The following is a 16,801-nucleotide window of genomic DNA, read 5'->3' as shown; positions in this document are numbered from 1 at the left end:
GATGAGACGCCAGCGGTTTCAGGCCGGAGCCACTGCTTTGCGCAAACCGAGGAAACGCGCCAGTTCCCCGGCCTTGGCCAGGGCGTCGCTGCGACCCAGTTCGATCAGCTCGCTGCAATAGGCCGCCTCGAACAGCAGGTAGCTCAACACCCCGGCCCCACTGGTACGGGTCGCCCCGGGCCCACGCAGGAACAGGCGCAAGGCCGCCGGCAAGTCCTGGCGGTGACGCGCGGCGATCTCGTCGATCGGCTGGCTGGGAGCGATCACCAGCACTTCCACCGGGGCGATGCCCAGGCCACGTTCGCCGGCGCCGCCGGGCAACAACCGCGTGAAGTGATTGAGTCGCTCGAGCAGTTCGATGTCGCTTTCCAGGCTGTCGATGAAGGTGCTGTTGAGCATGTGGCCGCCGATCTGGGCCAGGGTCGGCTCCTGGCCGGTATAGGTGCGTTGCATGAGGCTCTGCGGGTCGTTGCCCCGTGGGTTGCCACTGACCCCGACCACCAGCACGCGGCTGGCCCCCAGGTGCAAGGCTGGGCTGATGGGCGCCGACTGGCGCACCGCACCGTCGCCGAAGTACTCCTGCTCCAGCTTCACCGGGGCGAATAGCAGTGGAATGGCCGAACTGGCCAGCAGGTGATCCACCGTCAAGCGCGTGGGAAGACCGATCCGTCGATGCCGCAGCCAGGGATCTATCACTCCGCCGCCCTGGTAGAAGGTCACCGCCTGGCCGGACTCGTAGCCAAAAGCCGTGACCGCCACCGCGTGCAGTTGCCCCAGGGCGATGGCTTCGTCGATACCCGAAAGCTGCATGTGCTGGTCGAGCAGATCGCGCAGCGGCGAACTGTTGATCAACGCCACCGGCACCTGGGCGCCCAGGCCCAGCAGGCTGTGGCCAACGAAGCGGCTGGCCTGGCGAATCACTCCCGGCCAATCGCTGCGCATCACCTGGTGACTGCGGAAGTTGCCCCAGAACGTTGTCAGGCGCTCGATCGCCGCCGAGAAATTACTGGCGCCACTGGCCAGGCTGACCGCATTGATAGCGCCGGCGGAAGTGCCGACGATCACCGGGAACGGATTACGCGCCCCGGGGCCCAGCAATTCGGCGATCGCCGACAACACCCCCACCTGGTAGGCCGCACGGGCCCCACCGCCGGAAAGAATCAAACCTGTGACCGGTTGCACCGCACTCATCAATCCACTCCATCCATGACGCCTGGGGGCACTAGTCAATGCCGGGGAGTCAACCGCGTTTCGGGTAAAGCCGGGGCTCGCCTGGCGGACGGCTCTTGAAACGCCGGTGGGCCCACAGGTATTGCTCGGGGCAGGCACGCAACGCGCTTTCTACCCACTGGTTGATCCGCAGGCAATCCGCTTCTTCGCTGGCGCCGGGGAAGTCCGTCATCGGCGGATGGATCACCAGCCGATAACCGCTGCCATCGGCCAGGCGCTCCTGGGTGAACGGTACCACCAGCGCCTTGCCCAGGCGGGCGAACTTGGTGGTGGCGGTGACCGTGGCGGCCTGGATGCCGAACAGCGGCACGAACAGGCTCTGCTTGGCGCCGTAGTCTTGATCCGGCGCGTACCAGATGGCGCGACCGGAGCGCAGCAGCTTGAGCATGCCACGTACGTCCTCGCGTTCCACCGCCAGGGAGTCGAGGTTGTGTCGCTCACGGCCACGGCGCTGGATGAAGTCGAACAGCGGGTTCTTGTGCTCGCGGTACATGCCATCGATGGTGTGCTGCTGGCCCAGCAGGGCCGCGCCGATTTCCAGGGTGGTGAAGTGCAGGGCCATGAGGATCACCCCCTGCCCTTCGCGCTGGGCTTGCCTCAAGTGCTCCAGCCCCTCGACATGGGCCAGGCGGGCCAGGCGCGGCTTGGACCACCACCAGCTCATGGCCATCTCGAAAAAGGCGATGCCGGTGGACGCGAAGTTCTCCTTGAGCAGGCGCTTGCGCTCCTGGACGGACTTTTCCGGGAAGCACAGCTCCAGGTTGCGCTGGGCGATCCGCCGGCGCTCACCGGCGACCCGGTACATCAAGGCCCCCAGGGCACGACCGATCAGCAGTAATAAAGGATAGGGCAGCTGGACGACTAGCCATAACACCCCGAGACCCAGCCACAGCGGCCAAAAGCGAGGATGAAGGAATGCAGCTCGAAAACGCGGGCGATCCATTACAGATTCCGGACAGACAACAAGGTCGCGCATTCTACAACGGTTCGACCTGGCTTGCGGCCCGCGGGCGTTCTCGTTATAAGTCTCGGCACTTTTAGTGACAAGCCGCCCCCTGCAGACCATGAGCCAAACCGAATTGCTAGACCAAGATCCTGTCTTCCAGTTAAAGGGCAGCATGCTCGCCATCACGGTGCTGGAGCTGGCCCGCAACGACCTGGAAGGTCTCGATCGCCAGCTGGCCGCCAAGGTCGCCCAGGCCCCGAACTTCTTCAGCAACGCCCCACTGGTACTGGCCCTGGACAAGCTGCCGGCCGCCGAGGGCTCGGTGGACCTGCCCGGGCTGATGCGCGTCTGCCGTCATCACGGCCTGCGGACCCTGGCCATCCGCGCCAGCCGCATCGAGGATATCGCCGCGGCGATCGCCGTGGACCTGCCGGTGCTGCCGCCTTCCGGAGCCCGGGAACGGCCACTGGAGCCGCCGGAAAGCGAAGCGCGCAAGGCGCCGGAAAAGCCCCCTGAACCCACGGTCAAGCCGACCCGCATCATCACCTCGCCAGTACGTGGTGGCCAGCAGATCTACGCCCAGGGCGGCGACCTGGTGGTGGTGTCCTCGGTCAGCCCCGGCGCGGAACTTCTCGCCGATGGCAATATCCATGTATACGGCCCGATGCGTGGCCGGGCCCTGGCCGGAGTCAAGGGCGACACCAAGGCACGGATTTTCTGCCAGCAACTGAGCGCCGAACTGATCTCCATCGCCGGCCAGTACAAGGTCTCCGAGGACCTGCGGCGCGACCCCCTGTGGGGCTCTGGAGTCCAGGTCAGCCTGTCGGGTGACGTGTTGAACATCATCCGTCTTTAACGGATACTGCCGCATTTTCCAAGCATCTCTAAAACGTAGCGAATACGGCTCAAACGAAGTGGGAAATTGGCAATAAGCAGCGTTTATCGAAGATAAACCCTGCCACTGACCGAGCTCCAGCCAAGGCTGTCCGACTGCAGTAGTTTTCAAGAGATGTTTTTCAGGGACCCAAAGTCCTTTTTCCTTAGGGGTGAAACACCTTGGCCAAGATTCTCGTTGTTACATCCGGCAAGGGTGGTGTGGGTAAAACCACCACCAGCGCCGCTATCGGTACCGGCCTCGCTCTGCGTGGCCACAAGACTGTCATCGTCGACTTCGACGTCGGCCTGCGTAACCTCGACCTGATCATGGGCTGCGAGCGTCGCGTGGTGTATGACTTCGTCAACGTGGTGAATGGCGAAGCCAACCTGCAACAAGCCCTGATCAAAGACAAGCGCCTGGAAAACCTCTACGTGCTGGCCGCCAGCCAGACCCGCGACAAGGATGCCCTGACCCAAGAAGGCGTGGAAAAAGTCCTGATGGAGCTCAAGGAGTCCTTCGACTTCGTGGTCTGCGACTCCCCGGCCGGCATCGAGAAAGGCGCCCACCTGGCCATGTACTTCGCCGACGAGGCGATCGTCGTGACCAACCCGGAAGTCTCCTCGGTCCGTGACTCCGACCGCATGCTGGGCCTGCTGGCCAGCAAGTCGCGCCGCGCGGAAAAAGGCGAGGAGCCGATCCAGGAACACCTGCTGATCACCCGCTACCACCCCGAGCGCGTAGAGAAAGGCGAAATGCTCGGCGTCGAAGACGTCAAGGAAATCCTCGCCGTCCGCCTGCTGGGCGTGATCCCGGAATCCCAGGCGGTGCTCAAGGCCTCCAACCAGGGTATCCCTGTCATCCTCGACGACCAGAGCGATGCCGGCCAAGCCTACAGCGATACTGTCGATCGCTTGCTGGGCAAGGAAAAAGAACACCGGTTCCTGAATGTCGAGAAGAAGGGATTCTTCGAGCGCCTGTTTGGAGGTAGATAATGAATCTTTTCGACTTCTTTCGTGCCAGCAAAAAGGTCAGCACCGCGTCGGTAGCGAAAGAGCGTCTACAGATCATCGTGGCGCATGAACGCGGCCAGCGCAGCACCCCCGATTACTTGCCCGCCTTGCAGAAAGAACTGGTGGAAGTGATCCGCAAGTACGTCAATATCGGGTCCGAGGATGTGCAGGTCGCCCTGGAAAACCAGGGTAGCTGCTCGATTCTCGAACTCAACATCACCCTGCCTGATCGCTGATCGACCGGGCGGAAACCACGGCGGCTCGCGGGCCTCATGCATGCATGGGGTCGGCGAGCCGCCGTTGGCGTTTGTTACGAGACTGTTTTGATGCCGTTGTCCAATATCCACATCCTGTACCAGGATGCCGCCATTCTGGTGGTGAACAAACCGACCCTGCTGCTTTCGGTGCCCGGTCGCGCCGACGACAACAAGGACTGCCTGATCACCCGCCTGCAGGAAAACGGCTATCCCGAAGCCCGCATCGTCCACCGCCTGGACTGGGAAACCTCAGGGATCATTCTGCTGGCCCGGGACCCGGACACCCATCGCGAGCTGTCCCGGCAGTTTCATGATCGCGAGACTGAGAAAGCCTATACCGCCCTGTGCTGGGGCCAGCCGGAACTGGACAGTGGCAGCATCGACTTGCCCCTGCGCTATGACCCGCCGACCAAGCCGCGGCACGTGGTGGACCATGAACAGGGCAAGCACGCCCTGACCTTCTGGCGCGTGCAGGAACGCTGCGGCGACTGGTGCCGGGTCGAGTTGACCCCTATCACCGGCCGCTCCCACCAGTTGCGAGTGCATATGTTGTCGATCGGTCACCCATTGCTGGGCGACGGTCTCTACGCCCATCCCCAGGCCCTGGCCGCCTGGCCGCGCCTGTGCCTGCATGCCAGCATGCTCGCCTTCACCCACCCCCAGACCGGCGAGCGCCTGCGCTTCGAATGCCCAGCCCCGTTCTGACGACAGCCGATTCTCCAGCGCCTATCCAGTAGTAAGGACACTCGAAACGATGACGCCCCCTGTATTACCGTCTTCCCACAACCCTGTGAAAACACCGCAACAACTGCTCTATCTGGTCTACGGCAACAATCCGATCTACCGGCGCGAAGTCAAGTTCAGCATCCTCACCGCTCTCAGTCACTTGAGGAGCAGCGAATCGTTGTGCATCAGGATCATGACCGACCGGCCAGAGGACTATGCCGGCTGGCCCGTGGAGACTGTCGCCCTGGATGAGCAGACCCTGCTGCAATGGCAGGGCCAGAACGGCTACCACCACCGGCGCAAGGCCTGCGCCATCGCCAGTGGCTTGCAACTTGCCGAAAAGACCCTGTTCGTCGATACCGACACCCTGTTCCTGAAGAGCCCGCATCTGCTGTTCAAGCAGATCAGCCCTGAGCGTTACCTGATGGACTGCTTCGAATATCACTGGCGAGACGTCAGCAAGCGCCCGGCCTACCACAAGCTCGGCCAGTGCCTGAAACCCCATGGCATCGAGCCTGACAGCGACTTCCGGCTCTACAACAGTGGACTGTGCGGCCTTACCGACAGCGATCTGCCGATGCTGGAACGGGCCATCGAACTGATCGACGAGTGGACCCGCGAGCCTTTCGAGATCCATACCATCGAACAAGTCGCCCTGTCATTCAGCATGCGCGGCAAGCCAGTACAGGAAGCCAGGAAACACGTCTATCACTTCTTCGCGGCAAAACGCTTTTTCCATCCCATGCAGGCGTATTTCTTTGCCTTGCACGGCGAAGACTATCGCTGCGAACTGATCAAGCTGTGCCAGGAAATGCCCCGCAGCAAACCCCTGCCTCCCCTATGGCAACGACTGCGGATCAAGTGGCGGTTGCGCAAACTCAAAGGGGGACAGAAAAAGATCGGTCGCGATGTGCTCTACGGCAGTTCGCTGCCCGATACGCCGTATCATTCGGCGTGCCGGCATGCCTGGTGGGAATGTGCATCCCGTGAAATCGGCCGCTGTGACGAACAGCAACAGCAGGCCATGCTGGCCCTCGGCGACAGCACTTGGCCGGAGCACCTGCCAATGCCTGATCGCCAGGAAGACCGCCAGGCTATCCTCGGCTACCTGCGTCAACCCATCGCCTGAGGCACCCACCACCCACTCACAGGATGGGCAAGCCGCACATGCTCTTGCCCATAGCCCTTGCCCAATACGTTAAACTCGCGCCACTGCTGTCTGGAGCTACTTATGCGCGAAGAGCTGAACCAAGGCCTGATCGACTTCCTCAAGGCCTCCCCTACCCCTTTCCATGCCACTGCCAGCCTGGTTCAACGCCTGGAGGCAGCAGGCTACCAGCGCCTGGACGAGCGCGAGCCGTGGACCACCGAGGCCAATGGCCGCTACTACGTCACGCGCAATGATTCCTCCATCGTCGCCATCAAGCTGGGTCGGCACTCCCCTCTGCACGGCGGCATCCGCATGGTCGGCGCCCATACCGACAGCCCGTGCCTGCGGGTCAAGCCGCAGCCGGAACTGCAGCGCCAGGGCTTCTGGCAGTTGGGCGTGGAAGTCTACGGTGGCGCATTGCTGGCCCCCTGGTTCGACCGCGACCTGTCCCTGGCCGGCCGGGTGACCTTCCGCCGCGATGGCAAGGTGGAAAGCCAGTTGATCGACTTCAAGGCGCCGATCGCGATCATTCCCAACCTGGCCATCCACCTCAACCGTGAAGCCAACCAGGGTTGGGCCATCAACGCGCAGAACGAACTGCCACCGATCCTCGCCCAGTTCGCCGGCGACGAGCGTGTGGATTTCCGTGCCGTGCTGACCGACCAGCTGGCCCGTGAACACGGCCTGAACGCCGACGTGGTGCTGGACTACGAACTGAGCTTCTACGATACCCAGGGCGCGGCGGTGATCGGCCTGCACGAGGACTTCATCGCCGGCGCGCGCCTGGACAACCTGCTGTCCTGCTACGCCGGCCTGCAGGCCCTGCTCAATGCCGACAGCGAGGAAACCTGCGTGTTGGTGTGCAACGACCATGAGGAAGTCGGCTCCTGCTCGGCCTGCGGCGCCGACGGCCCGATGCTCGAGCAGACCCTGCGCCGCTTGCTGCCCGAGGGCGACGAGTTCGTGCGTACCATCCAGAAGTCGCTGCTGGTCTCCGCCGACAACGCCCACGGCGTCCATCCCAACTACGCCGACAAGCACGACGCCAACCATGGCCCCAAGCTCAATGCCGGCCCGGTGATCAAGGTCAATAGCAACCAACGCTACGCCACCAACAGCGAAACCGCCGGTTTCTTCCGTCACCTGTGCATGGCCGAAGAGGTGCCGGTGCAGAGTTTCGTGGTGCGCAGCGACATGGGCTGCGGCTCGACCATCGGCCCGATCACCGCCAGCCACCTGGGCGTGCGCACCGTCGATATCGGCCTGCCGACCTTCGCCATGCACTCGATCCGCGAGCTGTGCGGCAGCCACGACCTGGCCCACCTGGTCAAGGTGCTGAGCGCCTTCTACGCCAGCCAAGAGCTGCCGTAAACCGCCAACCACTGCTGGCGCGGGCACTTGCGCCTGCGCCAGCACGGCCCCGGGACCGGCGACAGATCGCCGGTCGCTGATGCACATCACTACGAATCGCGACAAAACGACCTAAACTTATAAGCATTCCTTCTGAGGAGGTCATTGCCATGATTTCGATGTCTTCATTCCATGCCATGCTCGTGCCGATCCTCACTGGCATGATCATGCTGGCCATCGGCTTCAACTTCCGCGACAAGAACCTCGGCGTGCTCAGCATGTGGATCGGCATGCTGCTGATCCTCGGCACCGTGGTCTACAAGATCCTGGCCAAGCTCGCGGAATAAAAGCGGCGCTCGCCCTCGCATTGGATTTGGCGGCCTCGTACACTCGGTCGATACCGTAAACGTCCGAGGTTGACCGCCCAGTGTTCGCTCGTCTGTTCGCCCTGCCCTGCTATGTGCTCGTCTGCCTGCTGACCCTCCTGCCCCTCAACAGCGCCCAGGCCGTCGGCCTGCCTGGCCTGCTGGGCAACCAGGCCAAGCCCCAGCCGCAAGCCGAGGAGCCCCTGGGACAGTCCCTGGACCAAGTGATCAAGTCCCTGGAGAACGACCAGCAACGGAGCCAGCTGCTGGCGGACCTCAAGCGCCTGCGCGACACCACGAAAAAGGCCCAGCCCACCCCCGAGGAAGGCGTGCTCGGGCTGATCGGCGGCACCTTGTCGACCCTGGAGAAGCAGTTTTCCGGCGCCGACAGCCCGGTGACCCGCTGGACCGACGAATTCGAGCTGGCCAAGCAGGAACTGGCGGCCCTGGTACTGCCGGCCAGCCAATGGCTACCGATCATCTTCGCCTTCGCCCTGATCCTCATGGTCTGGAGCCTTTTGGCGGCGGCGCTGATCTGGCTCAGCCATCGCGTGCGCCTGCGCTTCGGCCTTACCGAGGACCTGCCCCAGCATCCCAAGACCTGGGACCTGTTGCGCTTCGCCTTGCGCAAGCTCGGCCCCTGGATGATCGCCCTGTTGATCACCGTATATATGAGCTACTCCCTGCCCTCGTCCCTGGGCAAGGACCTGGCCATGGTGCTGGCCTATGCCCTGGTGGTCGGCACCTGCTTCTCGGCGATCTGCGTGGTGGCGTTCTCGGTGCTCGACGGCCCCCACCGCCATCGCGCCCTGTACATCCTGCGGCGCCAGGCGTTTCGGCCACTGTGGTGGATCGGCAGCTTCGCCGCCTTCGGCGAGGCCTTGAGCGATCCGCGCATGGTGGCCAGCCTCGGCCAGCACCTGGCCCATACCGCCGCGACCTTCGCCAATGTCATGGCCGCCCTGTCCACCGGGGTATTCATCCTGCGCTTCAGGCGACCCATCGCCCATCTGATCCGCAACCAGCCCCTGGCCCGCCGCCTGACCCGCCGGGCCTTGAGCGACACCATCGAGATCATCGGCACCTTCTGGTACCTGCCGGCCATGGTGCTGGTAGGCATCTCGCTGTTCGCCACCTTCGTCTCCGCCGGCGACACGAGTACCGCCCTGCGTCAATCGCTGCTATGCACCGTGCTGCTGGTGCTGTGCATGGTGATCAATGGCCTGGTGCGCCGCCATGCCCTGCGCCCCCACCGCGGGCACAAGCGCCATGCGCTGTATTCCGAACGGCTCAAGGGTTTCTTCTACACCCTGGCCCACCTGGCCGTGTGGCTGGCCTTCATCGAACTGGGCCTGCGGGTCTGGGGCATGTCGCTGATCCGCTTCACCGAAGGCGACGGCCATGAAGTCAGCGTCAAGCTGTTCGGTCTCGGCGGTACCCTGATCTGCGCCTGGCTGATCTGGATCCTCAGCGACACCGCCGTGCACCACGCGCTGACCCGCTCACGCAAGGGCCTGGCCAATGCCCGCGCCCAGACCATGATGCCGTTGATCCGCAACGTGCTGTTCGTGGCGATCTTCATCATCGCCACCATCGTCGCCCTGGCCAACATGGGCATGAACGTCACGCCGCTGCTGGCCGGTGCCGGTGTGATCGGCCTGGCCATCGGCTTCGGCGCCCAATCGCTGGTGGCGGACCTGATCACCGGCCTGTTCATCATCATCGAGGACTCCCTGGCTATCGACGACTACGTGGATGTCGGCGGCCACCTGGGCACCGTCGAGGGCCTGACCATCCGTACCGTGCGCCTGCGGGACATCGACGGCATCGTCCACACCATCCCGTTCAGCGAGATCAAGAGCATCAAGAACTACTCCCGGGAGTTCGGCTACGCCATCTTCCGCGTGGCGATCCCCTACAACATGGAGATCGACGATGCGATCAAGCTGATGCGCGATGTCGGCCAGAAGATGCGCACCGACCCGCTGCAGCGCCGCAATATCTGGTCGCCCCTGGAGATCCAGGGGGTGGAGAGCTTCGAGTCCGGCAGCGCCATCCTCCGCGCCCGTTTCAAGACCGCGCCGATCAAGCAGTGGGAAGTGTCCCGGGCCTTCAACCTGTCGCTCAAGCGCCACCTCGACGAGGCCGGGCTGGACCTGGCGACCCCGCGCATGAGCATCCAGGTAGTGACCGCCGGGGGCGGCTCCCAGGCCGAGGCGTAAGGCGAGCGGCCACGCCTGGATACGGATACGGCCGCGCGCTCCATGGCGGGGCGTCCACGACAGGACGGCACATGACGGCACGGCCACGGGGCCTGGCAGCCCCGTCCTACAACAACAATCAAGGAGAGAGTCCCCATGCAGCTATCCACTATCGCCAGCGCTTGCCTGGCCAGTGCCCTGGCCTTGTCCGGCCACTGCGCCCATGCCGCCGACGACAGCGCCATGGAGCAGGCCCGCAAGCACATCGCCGAACAGGCCAAGGCCCTGGAACCGACACTGCTGGCAACCCGTCGCGATCTCCATGCCCACCCTGAACTGGGCAACACCGAACACCGCACTGCCGAGCTGGTAGCCACGCAGTTGCGCGCCCTGGGCCTGGAAGTCCGCACGGGCGTCGCCCGCACCGGCGTGGTGGCGGTACTCAAGGGCGGCCTGCCCGGCCCCACCGTGGCCTTGCGCGCCGACATGGACGCACTGCCGGTCAAGGAGGTCGCGGACCTGCCATTCGCCTCCAAGGCCAAGGGGCGCTACCTGGACAAGGAAGTGGACGTCATGCACGCCTGCGGCCACGACGCCCATACGGCAATCTTGCTGAGCACGGCGAAAGTCCTCAGCGACATGCGCGAGCGCCTGCCAGGCACCGTGGTGTTCTATTTCCAGCCCGCCGAAGAAGGCCCGAGCGATTTCATTCCCGACGGCAAGAACGTCTGGGGCGCGAAGATGATGGTGCAGGAAGGCGTGATGCAGTCGCCCAAGCCGGACGCGGTGTTCGGCCTGCATGTCTGGGCCGGGATTCCCGCCGGGCGCATCGCCTATCGCCCGGGCCCGACCCTGGCCAGCTCCGACGACCTGCGCATCCGCATCCTCGGCAAGCAGACCCACGCTGGTCGCCCCTGGGACGGCATCGACCCGATCACCGTCGGGGCCCAGGCCATCGTCGGGTTGCAGACCGTGGTCAGCCGCCGCACGGATATTTCGTCGTACCCGTCGGTGGTCAGCATCGGCACCATCAACGGCGGCACACGCTACAACATCATTCCCGAATCGGTGGACATGACCGGGACCATCCGCTCCTACGACTATGGCATTCGCCAGAAACTGCACAGCGATGTACGCCAGACCGTGGAGCGGATCGCCGAAAGCGGTGGCGCCAAGGCCGAGGTGAGCATCATCGAGAAGTACGACCCGACCATCAACGACCCGGCCCTGACCGAGAAGATGCTGCCGAGCCTGCGCTGGGCGGCCAAGGACGATGTGGTGCAAGGGCCGCTGGTGGGCGGCGCGGAGGACTTTTCCTTCTATGCCAAGCAGGCGCCGGGACTGTTCGTGTTCCTCGGCGTGACGCCCCGGGACCAGGACATGGCCAAGGCCGCGCCGAACCACAACCCGGGATTCTTCGTCGACGAGTCGGCGCTGGTGGTGGGCGTACGGACCCTGGCGTCCTTGACCACCGACTATCTATTCGCCGGGGCCAAGCCCTAAGCACCGTCCGGAGCAGCCCGCTGGCGTGGCAGCAGCGGGCTCAGGCCACATCCACGCCGACGTGGATCGCATCGTGGCGCCAGAACTCCAGGTCGCAATCGATCAGCCGCTGGTGCTGGTCGTAATTGACCCGGGCGATGCGCAGCCCCGGGCTGCCCACCGAGACCTTGAGCGCCGCGGCCGCTTCCGGCTGCAGGGAAGTAGGCACGATCTCGAAACGCACCCGCCCGTAGTGCAGGTCGTAGTGCCGGGCATACAGCTCGGTGATCGACTGGTTCAAGTCCAGGTCGAGGATCTTCGGGAAGTACTGCGGATTCAGGTAATGCTCCACATACAGCACCGGACGCTCGTCGATCCGTCGCACCCGGCAGATCTGGATCACGCTGGACAAGGCCGGGAGTTGCAGCCAGGCGCAGACCGCCGCCGACGCCGGTTGCAAGCGCGCAGAAATCACCTCGGTGGACGGCACCCGGCCCTGGGCGCTGACCATGGCGTGGAAGTGGCTGCGCTGCATCAGGTTGTAGGCCAGGCGCGGCGGCGAAACGAACCAGCCCCGGCGCTCCTCGCGGTAGATCTGTCCCTGAGCCTCCAGTTGCAGCAGAGCCTCACGCACGGTGATCCGGGTAGTGGCGAACAGCTCGCTGAGCTTGCGCTCGGCCGGCAGCTTGCTTCCCGGCGCCAGCAAGCCATGGGCGATCTGTTCTTGCAGTACCTGGCCGATGGCTGTCACCGCCTTGGTTGCCTCTATACGCATCAACGTTACCTATCTGGACTAGACCAGCACTGTTCCAGTGCCTGGCAGTGACCCGGGCGGCCCCCTGCTCCTGACTGCAAAGCCTAGGCAACGCAGATGACTGATATGTGACAAAGCTTGCGAACGGCCCTGGGCCGGGGCTGCAATTTTCCCGCCAGGGCCTTTGAAAACGGGAGTTTTGCCATGGTCTACGCTTAGTTCGCAGTGTCGAGCCTGCGCCTGGTTCCAGGCGTTCGCAGCGGGCATCGACATAAAAGTGTCATCCAACAGGCTTAGATTGGCTCAGGTATTGCTGACCTAGACCAACCCACCGCAAGACTGTCGATCACAACGCAGCGTGGAACACGCCCAAAGGAGCTTCGGATGAAACAGCTTTTCCTGGCATCACTGTTAGGTTCGACCATCGCCATGTGCACCGCCGCCATGGCCGCTGACAACGATTTGAAAACCCTGGAAGCCGCTGCAAAGACGGAAGGCGCCGTCAACAGCGTCGGCATGCCCGATGACTGGGCCAACTGGAAAGGCACCTGGGAAGACCTGGCCAAGACCTACGGCCTCAAGCACATCGACACCGACATGAGCTCGGCCCAGGAAATCGCCAAGTTCGCCGCCGAGAAAGCCAATGCCAGCGCCGATATCGGCGACGTTGGCGCCGCGTTCGGCCCGATCGCCGTCAAGCAGGGCGTGGTCCAGCCCTACAAGCCAAGCACCTGGGCGCAGGTCCCGGACTGGGCCAAGGACCAGGACGGCAACTGGGCACTGGCCTACACCGGCACCATCGCCTTCATCATCAACAAGAAGCTGCTGCACGGTTCCGAAGCACCCAAGAGCTGGGCCGACCTGGAAAAGGGCAAGTACAAGGTCTCCATCGGTGACGTGAGCACCGCCGCCCAGGCTGCCAACGGCGTCCTGGCCGCCGCCATCGCCAAGGGTGGCGACGAGAAGAACATCCAGCCGGCGCTGCTGATGTTCGCCGAGATCGCCAAGCAGGGGCGCCTGTCCCTGGCCAACCCGACCATCGCCACCATGGAAAAGGGTGAAGTGGAAGTCGGCGTGGTCTGGGACTTCAACGGCCTGAGCTACCGCAACAAGATGGTCAACAAGGACGACTACGAAGTGCTGATCCCGTCCGACGGCTCGGTGATCTCCGGCTACACCACCATCATCAACAAATACGCCAAGCACCCGAACGCGGCCAAGCTGACCCGCGAGTACATCTTCAGCGACGCCGGGCAGATCAACCTGGCCCGGGGCAATGCCCGCCCGATCCGCGCCGAACACGTCAACCTGCCGGCGGACGTCAAGGCCAACCTGCTGCCCAACGAGCAGTACAAGCACGTGACGCCGATCAAGGATGCCGAAGCCTGGGAGAAGACCTCCAAGGCCCTGCCGCAGAAGTGGCAGGAAGAAGTGATCATCAACATGCAGTAATGCTGCATCCGTAGGGGCGAGGCTTGCCCGCGATCCAGGCGCTGCGGTCTATCTTGAAATCGCAGCGACACCATCGCGGGCAAGCTCCGCTCCTACGAGATTGTTCGATCTTGCGGAGCCCTTGCCCCATGTCACACAACGTCATCCTTGTCGTGCTCGACGGCCTCAATCACCAGGTCGCCCGCCACGCCATGGGACATCTTCAAGCCTACGTCGGCGCAGGACGCGCAGCGCTGTACCAACTGGAATGCGAGCTGCCGGCACTGTCCCGCCCGCTGTACGAATGCATCCTCACCGGCGTGCCGCCGATCGACAGCGGCATCGTGCACAACCAGGTCTCGCGCCTGTCCACCCAGCGCAGCCTGTTCCATTACGCCCGGGCTGCCGGCCTGGGCACCGCCGCTGCCGCCTACCACTGGATCAGCGAGCTGTACAACCGTACGCCATTCAATGCAGCGCGGGACCGGCACACCGTCGCCCCTGAGTTGCCGATCCAGTACGGCCACTTCTACTGGAACGACCACTACCCCGACTCCCACCTGTTCGCCGATGCCGAGGACCTGCGCCTGCGCCACACTCCCAATCTGTTGCTGGTGCACCCGATGAACATCGACGACGCCGGCCACAAGCACGGCCTGGACAGCGCCCAGTACCGCAACAGCGCACGCTCGGCCGACCTCATCCTGGCCGACTACCTGCAAGGCTGGCTCGATGCCGGCTACCAGGTGCTGGTGACCGCCGACCACGGCATGAACGCCGATCGTTCGCACAATGGCCTGCTGCCCGAGGAACGGGAGGTGCCGCTGTTCGTCATCGGCGAGGCCTTCAGCCTCGATCCCGGGGCCACACCGAAGCAGACCGAACTGTGCGGCACCATTTGCCAACTGCTCGGCGTACCCCACGACAAACCCTTCTGCCGGGAGCTGTTGAAGTGAATTCAGTGACCCGTGGCAAATGGCTGGCGGCCTTGTGCCTGGTGCCGTTCGCCCTGTTCTTCATCGTGTTCCAGCTGGCCCCGCTGGCGTGGGTGCTGATCAACAGCCTGCAGTCCGAGGAGTTCGGCTGGGGCCTGGCCAACTTCAACAAGATCTTCAGTTCGAAGTTCTACCTGCAGGCGATCCAGTACAGCCTGGAGATCAGCTTCTGGTCCAGCGTGTTCGGCATCGTCATCGCCGTGCTGGGCAGCTACTCGCTGCGCCGGGTCGACTCCAGGCTGCGCAACTTCGTCAATGCCTTCGCCAACATGACCAGCAACTTCGCCGGCGTGCCCCTGGCCTTCGCCTTCATCATCCTGCTGGGCTTCAACGGTGCCATCACCATCATGCTCAAGCAGTCGGGGGTCATCCAGGACTTCAACCTCTACTCCAAGACCGGCTTGATCATCCTCTACACCTACTTCCAGATCCCGCTTGGGGTGCTGTTGCTGTACCCGGCTTTCGACGCCCTGCGCGAAGACTGGCGCGAATCCGCCGCCCTGCTGGGCGCCAGCGGCTGGCAGTTCTGGCGGCATATCGGCCTGCCGGTGCTGACCCCGGCGCTGCTGGGCACCTTCGTGATCCTGCTGGCCAACGCCCTGGGCGCCTATGCCACGGTCTACGCCCTGACCACCGGCAACTTCAACGTCCTGCCGATCCGCATCGCCGCCATGGTCTCCGGGGATATCTCCCTGGACCCGAACATGGCCAGCGCCCTGGCGGTGGTGCTGGTGGCGCTGATGACCCTGGTGACCATCGTCCATCAGCTGCTGTTGAAGAGGAGCTACCATGTCTCGCGCTGAATCCGGCTCCGCCGCCCTCTACCACCGGTTCGTGGTCTGGCTGCTGTTCGCCATCCTGCTGTTGCCGCTGCTGGGGACCTTCGTCTACTCCATCGCCAGCAGTTGGTCGGCGACCATCCTGCCCAGCGGCTTCACCTTCAAGTGGTACCTGCAGTTGTGGAGCGACCCGCGCTTTCTCGCGGCCTTCGGCCAGTCGCTGCTGGTCTGCGTCGGCGCCCTGGTCTTGTCGGTGGTGCTGATCCTGCCGCTGCTGTTCGTGGTGCACTACCACTTTCCCAAGCTCGATGCGCTGATGAACATCCTGATCCTGCTGCCCTTCGCGGTGCCGCCGGTGGTGTCCTCGGTGGGCCTGCTGCAGTTGTACGGCTCAGGCCCCCTGGCCATGGTCGGCACGCCGTGGATCCTGATCGGCTGCTACTTCACCGTGGCCCTGCCGTTCATGTACCGGGCCATCACCAACAACCTGCAGGCGATCAACTTGCGAGACCTGATGGACGCCGCCCAGCTCCTGGGCGCCAGCACTTGGCAGGCGGCGCTGCTGGTGGTCCTGCCAAACCTGCGCAAGGGCCTGATGGTGGCGCTGCTGCTGTCCTTCTCGTTCCTGTTCGGCGAGTTCGTGTTCGCCAACATCCTGGTGGGCACCCGCTACGAAACCCTGCAGGTGTACCTGAACAACATGCGCAACAGCAGCGGCCACTTCACCAGTGCCCTGGTGATCTCCTACTTCTTCTTCGTACTGGTCCTGACCTGGGCCGCCAACATCCTGAACAGGGACAAGAGCCAATGAGCTTCGTCGACGTGCAACACCTGCAAAAGCATTACGCGGGCACCACGGTGTTCAGCGATATCAACTGCCAGATCCACAAGGGCGAGTTCGTCACCCTGCTGGGCCCCTCCGGCTGCGGCAAGTCCACCCTGCTGCGCTGCATCGCCGGGCTGACGCCGGTGGATGCCGGCAAGATTCTCCTCGACGGCCAGGACATCGTGCCCCTGAGCCCGCAGAAACGCGGGATCGGCATGGTGTTCCAGAGCTATGCGCTGTTTCCCAACATGACCGTGGAACAGAACGTCGCCTTCGGCCTGCGCATGCAGAAGGTCAACGCCGACGACAGCCACAAGCGGGTCAGCGAAGCCCTGCAACTGGTGGAGCTCAAGGACTTCGCCAGCCGCTATCCGCACCAGCTGTCCGGCGTCCAGTGCCAGCGAGACGCCCTGGCCCGTTCC

Annotated in this window: 17 protein-coding genes; 14 read left to right on the top strand and 3 right to left on the bottom strand. The window is 63.8% G+C overall.

Annotated elements, in window-relative coordinates:
- Positions 1 to 18 precede the first annotated feature (18 nt).
- Positions 19 to 1,191 carry a patatin-like phospholipase family protein gene (locus ACK6AU_RS17010; RefSeq protein WP_185699765.1) on the bottom strand — a complete coding sequence of 391 codons (1,173 nt, stop codon included), beginning with the start codon at positions 1,189 to 1,191 and terminating at the stop codon, positions 19 to 21.
- Positions 1,192 to 1,240: 49 nt separating this feature from the next.
- Positions 1,241 to 2,173: a lipid A biosynthesis lauroyl acyltransferase gene (locus ACK6AU_RS17005; RefSeq protein ID WP_185699764.1), complete on the bottom strand. Its 933-nt coding sequence runs from the start codon at positions 2,171 to 2,173 to the stop codon at positions 1,241 to 1,243.
- Positions 2,174 to 2,294: 121 nt separating this feature from the next.
- On the opposite strand from ACK6AU_RS17005, the gene minC reads away from it, so the two are divergent.
- From minC to ACK6AU_RS16960, 9 genes are all read left to right on the top strand, one after another.
- Positions 2,295 to 3,032 (top strand): septum site-determining protein MinC, encoded by a 738-nt coding sequence (minC, locus tag ACK6AU_RS17000; RefSeq protein WP_185699763.1) that lies wholly within the window; start codon positions 2,295 to 2,297, stop codon positions 3,030 to 3,032.
- Between the two features lie 200 nt (positions 3,033 to 3,232).
- On the top strand, positions 3,233 to 4,045 hold the full coding sequence (gene minD / locus ACK6AU_RS16995) for a septum site-determining protein MinD (protein WP_031320287.1): 813 nt from the start codon (positions 3,233 to 3,235) through the stop codon (positions 4,043 to 4,045).
- Positions 4,045 to 4,299 carry a cell division topological specificity factor MinE gene (minE, locus tag ACK6AU_RS16990; protein WP_185699762.1) on the top strand — a complete coding sequence of 85 codons (255 nt, stop codon included), beginning with the start codon at positions 4,045 to 4,047 and terminating at the stop codon, positions 4,297 to 4,299. The genes minD and minE overlap by 1 nt, the downstream gene beginning before the upstream one ends.
- Before the next feature lie 90 nt (positions 4,300 to 4,389).
- A complete protein-coding gene (locus ACK6AU_RS16985; RefSeq protein WP_185699761.1) occupies positions 4,390 to 5,025 on the top strand; it encodes an RluA family pseudouridine synthase in 636 nt (211 codons plus the stop codon).
- 49 nt (positions 5,026 to 5,074) lie between these two features.
- Positions 5,075 to 6,175: a hypothetical protein gene (locus ACK6AU_RS16980; RefSeq protein ID WP_409300192.1), complete on the top strand. Its 1,101-nt coding sequence runs from the start codon at positions 5,075 to 5,077 to the stop codon at positions 6,173 to 6,175.
- Between the two features lie 102 nt (positions 6,176 to 6,277).
- Entirely contained in the window at positions 6,278 to 7,567 is a 1,290-nt protein-coding gene (locus ACK6AU_RS16975; RefSeq protein ID WP_185699759.1) for a M18 family aminopeptidase, read from the top strand.
- A 149-nt stretch (positions 7,568 to 7,716) separates the two neighbouring features.
- Positions 7,717 to 7,893 carry a hypothetical protein gene (locus tag ACK6AU_RS16970; protein WP_185699758.1) on the top strand — a complete coding sequence of 59 codons (177 nt, stop codon included), beginning with the start codon at positions 7,717 to 7,719 and terminating at the stop codon, positions 7,891 to 7,893.
- 80 nt (positions 7,894 to 7,973) lie between these two features.
- A complete protein-coding gene (locus ACK6AU_RS16965) occupies positions 7,974 to 10,133 on the top strand; it encodes a mechanosensitive ion channel family protein (RefSeq protein WP_409300189.1) in 2,160 nt (719 codons plus the stop codon).
- A gap of 135 nt (positions 10,134 to 10,268) precedes the next feature.
- The gene (locus tag ACK6AU_RS16960; RefSeq protein ID WP_185699756.1) at positions 10,269 to 11,615 is read left to right on the top strand and encodes an amidohydrolase; all 1,347 of its coding nucleotides are present in this window, start codon (positions 10,269 to 10,271) and stop codon (positions 11,613 to 11,615) included.
- A 40-nt stretch (positions 11,616 to 11,655) separates the two neighbouring features.
- On the opposite strand, the gene ACK6AU_RS16955 is transcribed toward ACK6AU_RS16960, so the two are convergent.
- Positions 11,656 to 12,369, bottom strand: coding sequence for a UTRA domain-containing protein (locus tag ACK6AU_RS16955; RefSeq protein ID WP_409300187.1), 714 nt, complete (start codon positions 12,367 to 12,369; stop codon positions 11,656 to 11,658).
- Between the two features lie 363 nt (positions 12,370 to 12,732).
- On the opposite strand from ACK6AU_RS16955, the gene ACK6AU_RS16950 reads away from it, so the two are divergent.
- The 5 genes from ACK6AU_RS16950 to ACK6AU_RS16930 form a co-directional block, all read left to right on the top strand.
- Positions 12,733 to 13,800 (top strand): ABC transporter substrate-binding protein, encoded by a 1,068-nt coding sequence (locus tag ACK6AU_RS16950; protein WP_409300185.1) that lies wholly within the window; start codon positions 12,733 to 12,735, stop codon positions 13,798 to 13,800.
- A gap of 128 nt (positions 13,801 to 13,928) precedes the next feature.
- Complete coding sequence (locus ACK6AU_RS16945) at positions 13,929 to 14,735, top strand: alkaline phosphatase family protein (RefSeq protein ID WP_185699753.1); 807 nt, start codon at positions 13,929 to 13,931, stop codon at positions 14,733 to 14,735.
- Complete coding sequence (locus ACK6AU_RS16940) at positions 14,732 to 15,577, top strand: ABC transporter permease subunit (RefSeq protein WP_185699752.1); 846 nt, start codon at positions 14,732 to 14,734, stop codon at positions 15,575 to 15,577. Before ACK6AU_RS16945 ends, ACK6AU_RS16940 begins: the two co-directional genes overlap by 4 nt.
- Entirely contained in the window at positions 15,564 to 16,364 is an 801-nt protein-coding gene (locus tag ACK6AU_RS16935) for an ABC transporter permease (protein WP_068587409.1), read from the top strand. Before ACK6AU_RS16940 ends, ACK6AU_RS16935 begins: the two co-directional genes overlap by 14 nt.
- On the top strand, positions 16,361 to 16,801 hold a 441-nt coding region (locus ACK6AU_RS16930), incomplete at its 3' end, for an ABC transporter ATP-binding protein (RefSeq protein ID WP_409300182.1). The genes ACK6AU_RS16935 and ACK6AU_RS16930, both read left to right, overlap by 4 nt.

Source organism: Pseudomonas sp. KCJK8993 (assembly GCF_046230915.1).
GTDB lineage: Bacteria > Pseudomonadota > Gammaproteobacteria > Pseudomonadales > Pseudomonadaceae > Aquipseudomonas > Aquipseudomonas piscis.
This window is presented reverse-complemented; position numbering and strand designations above follow the sequence as displayed.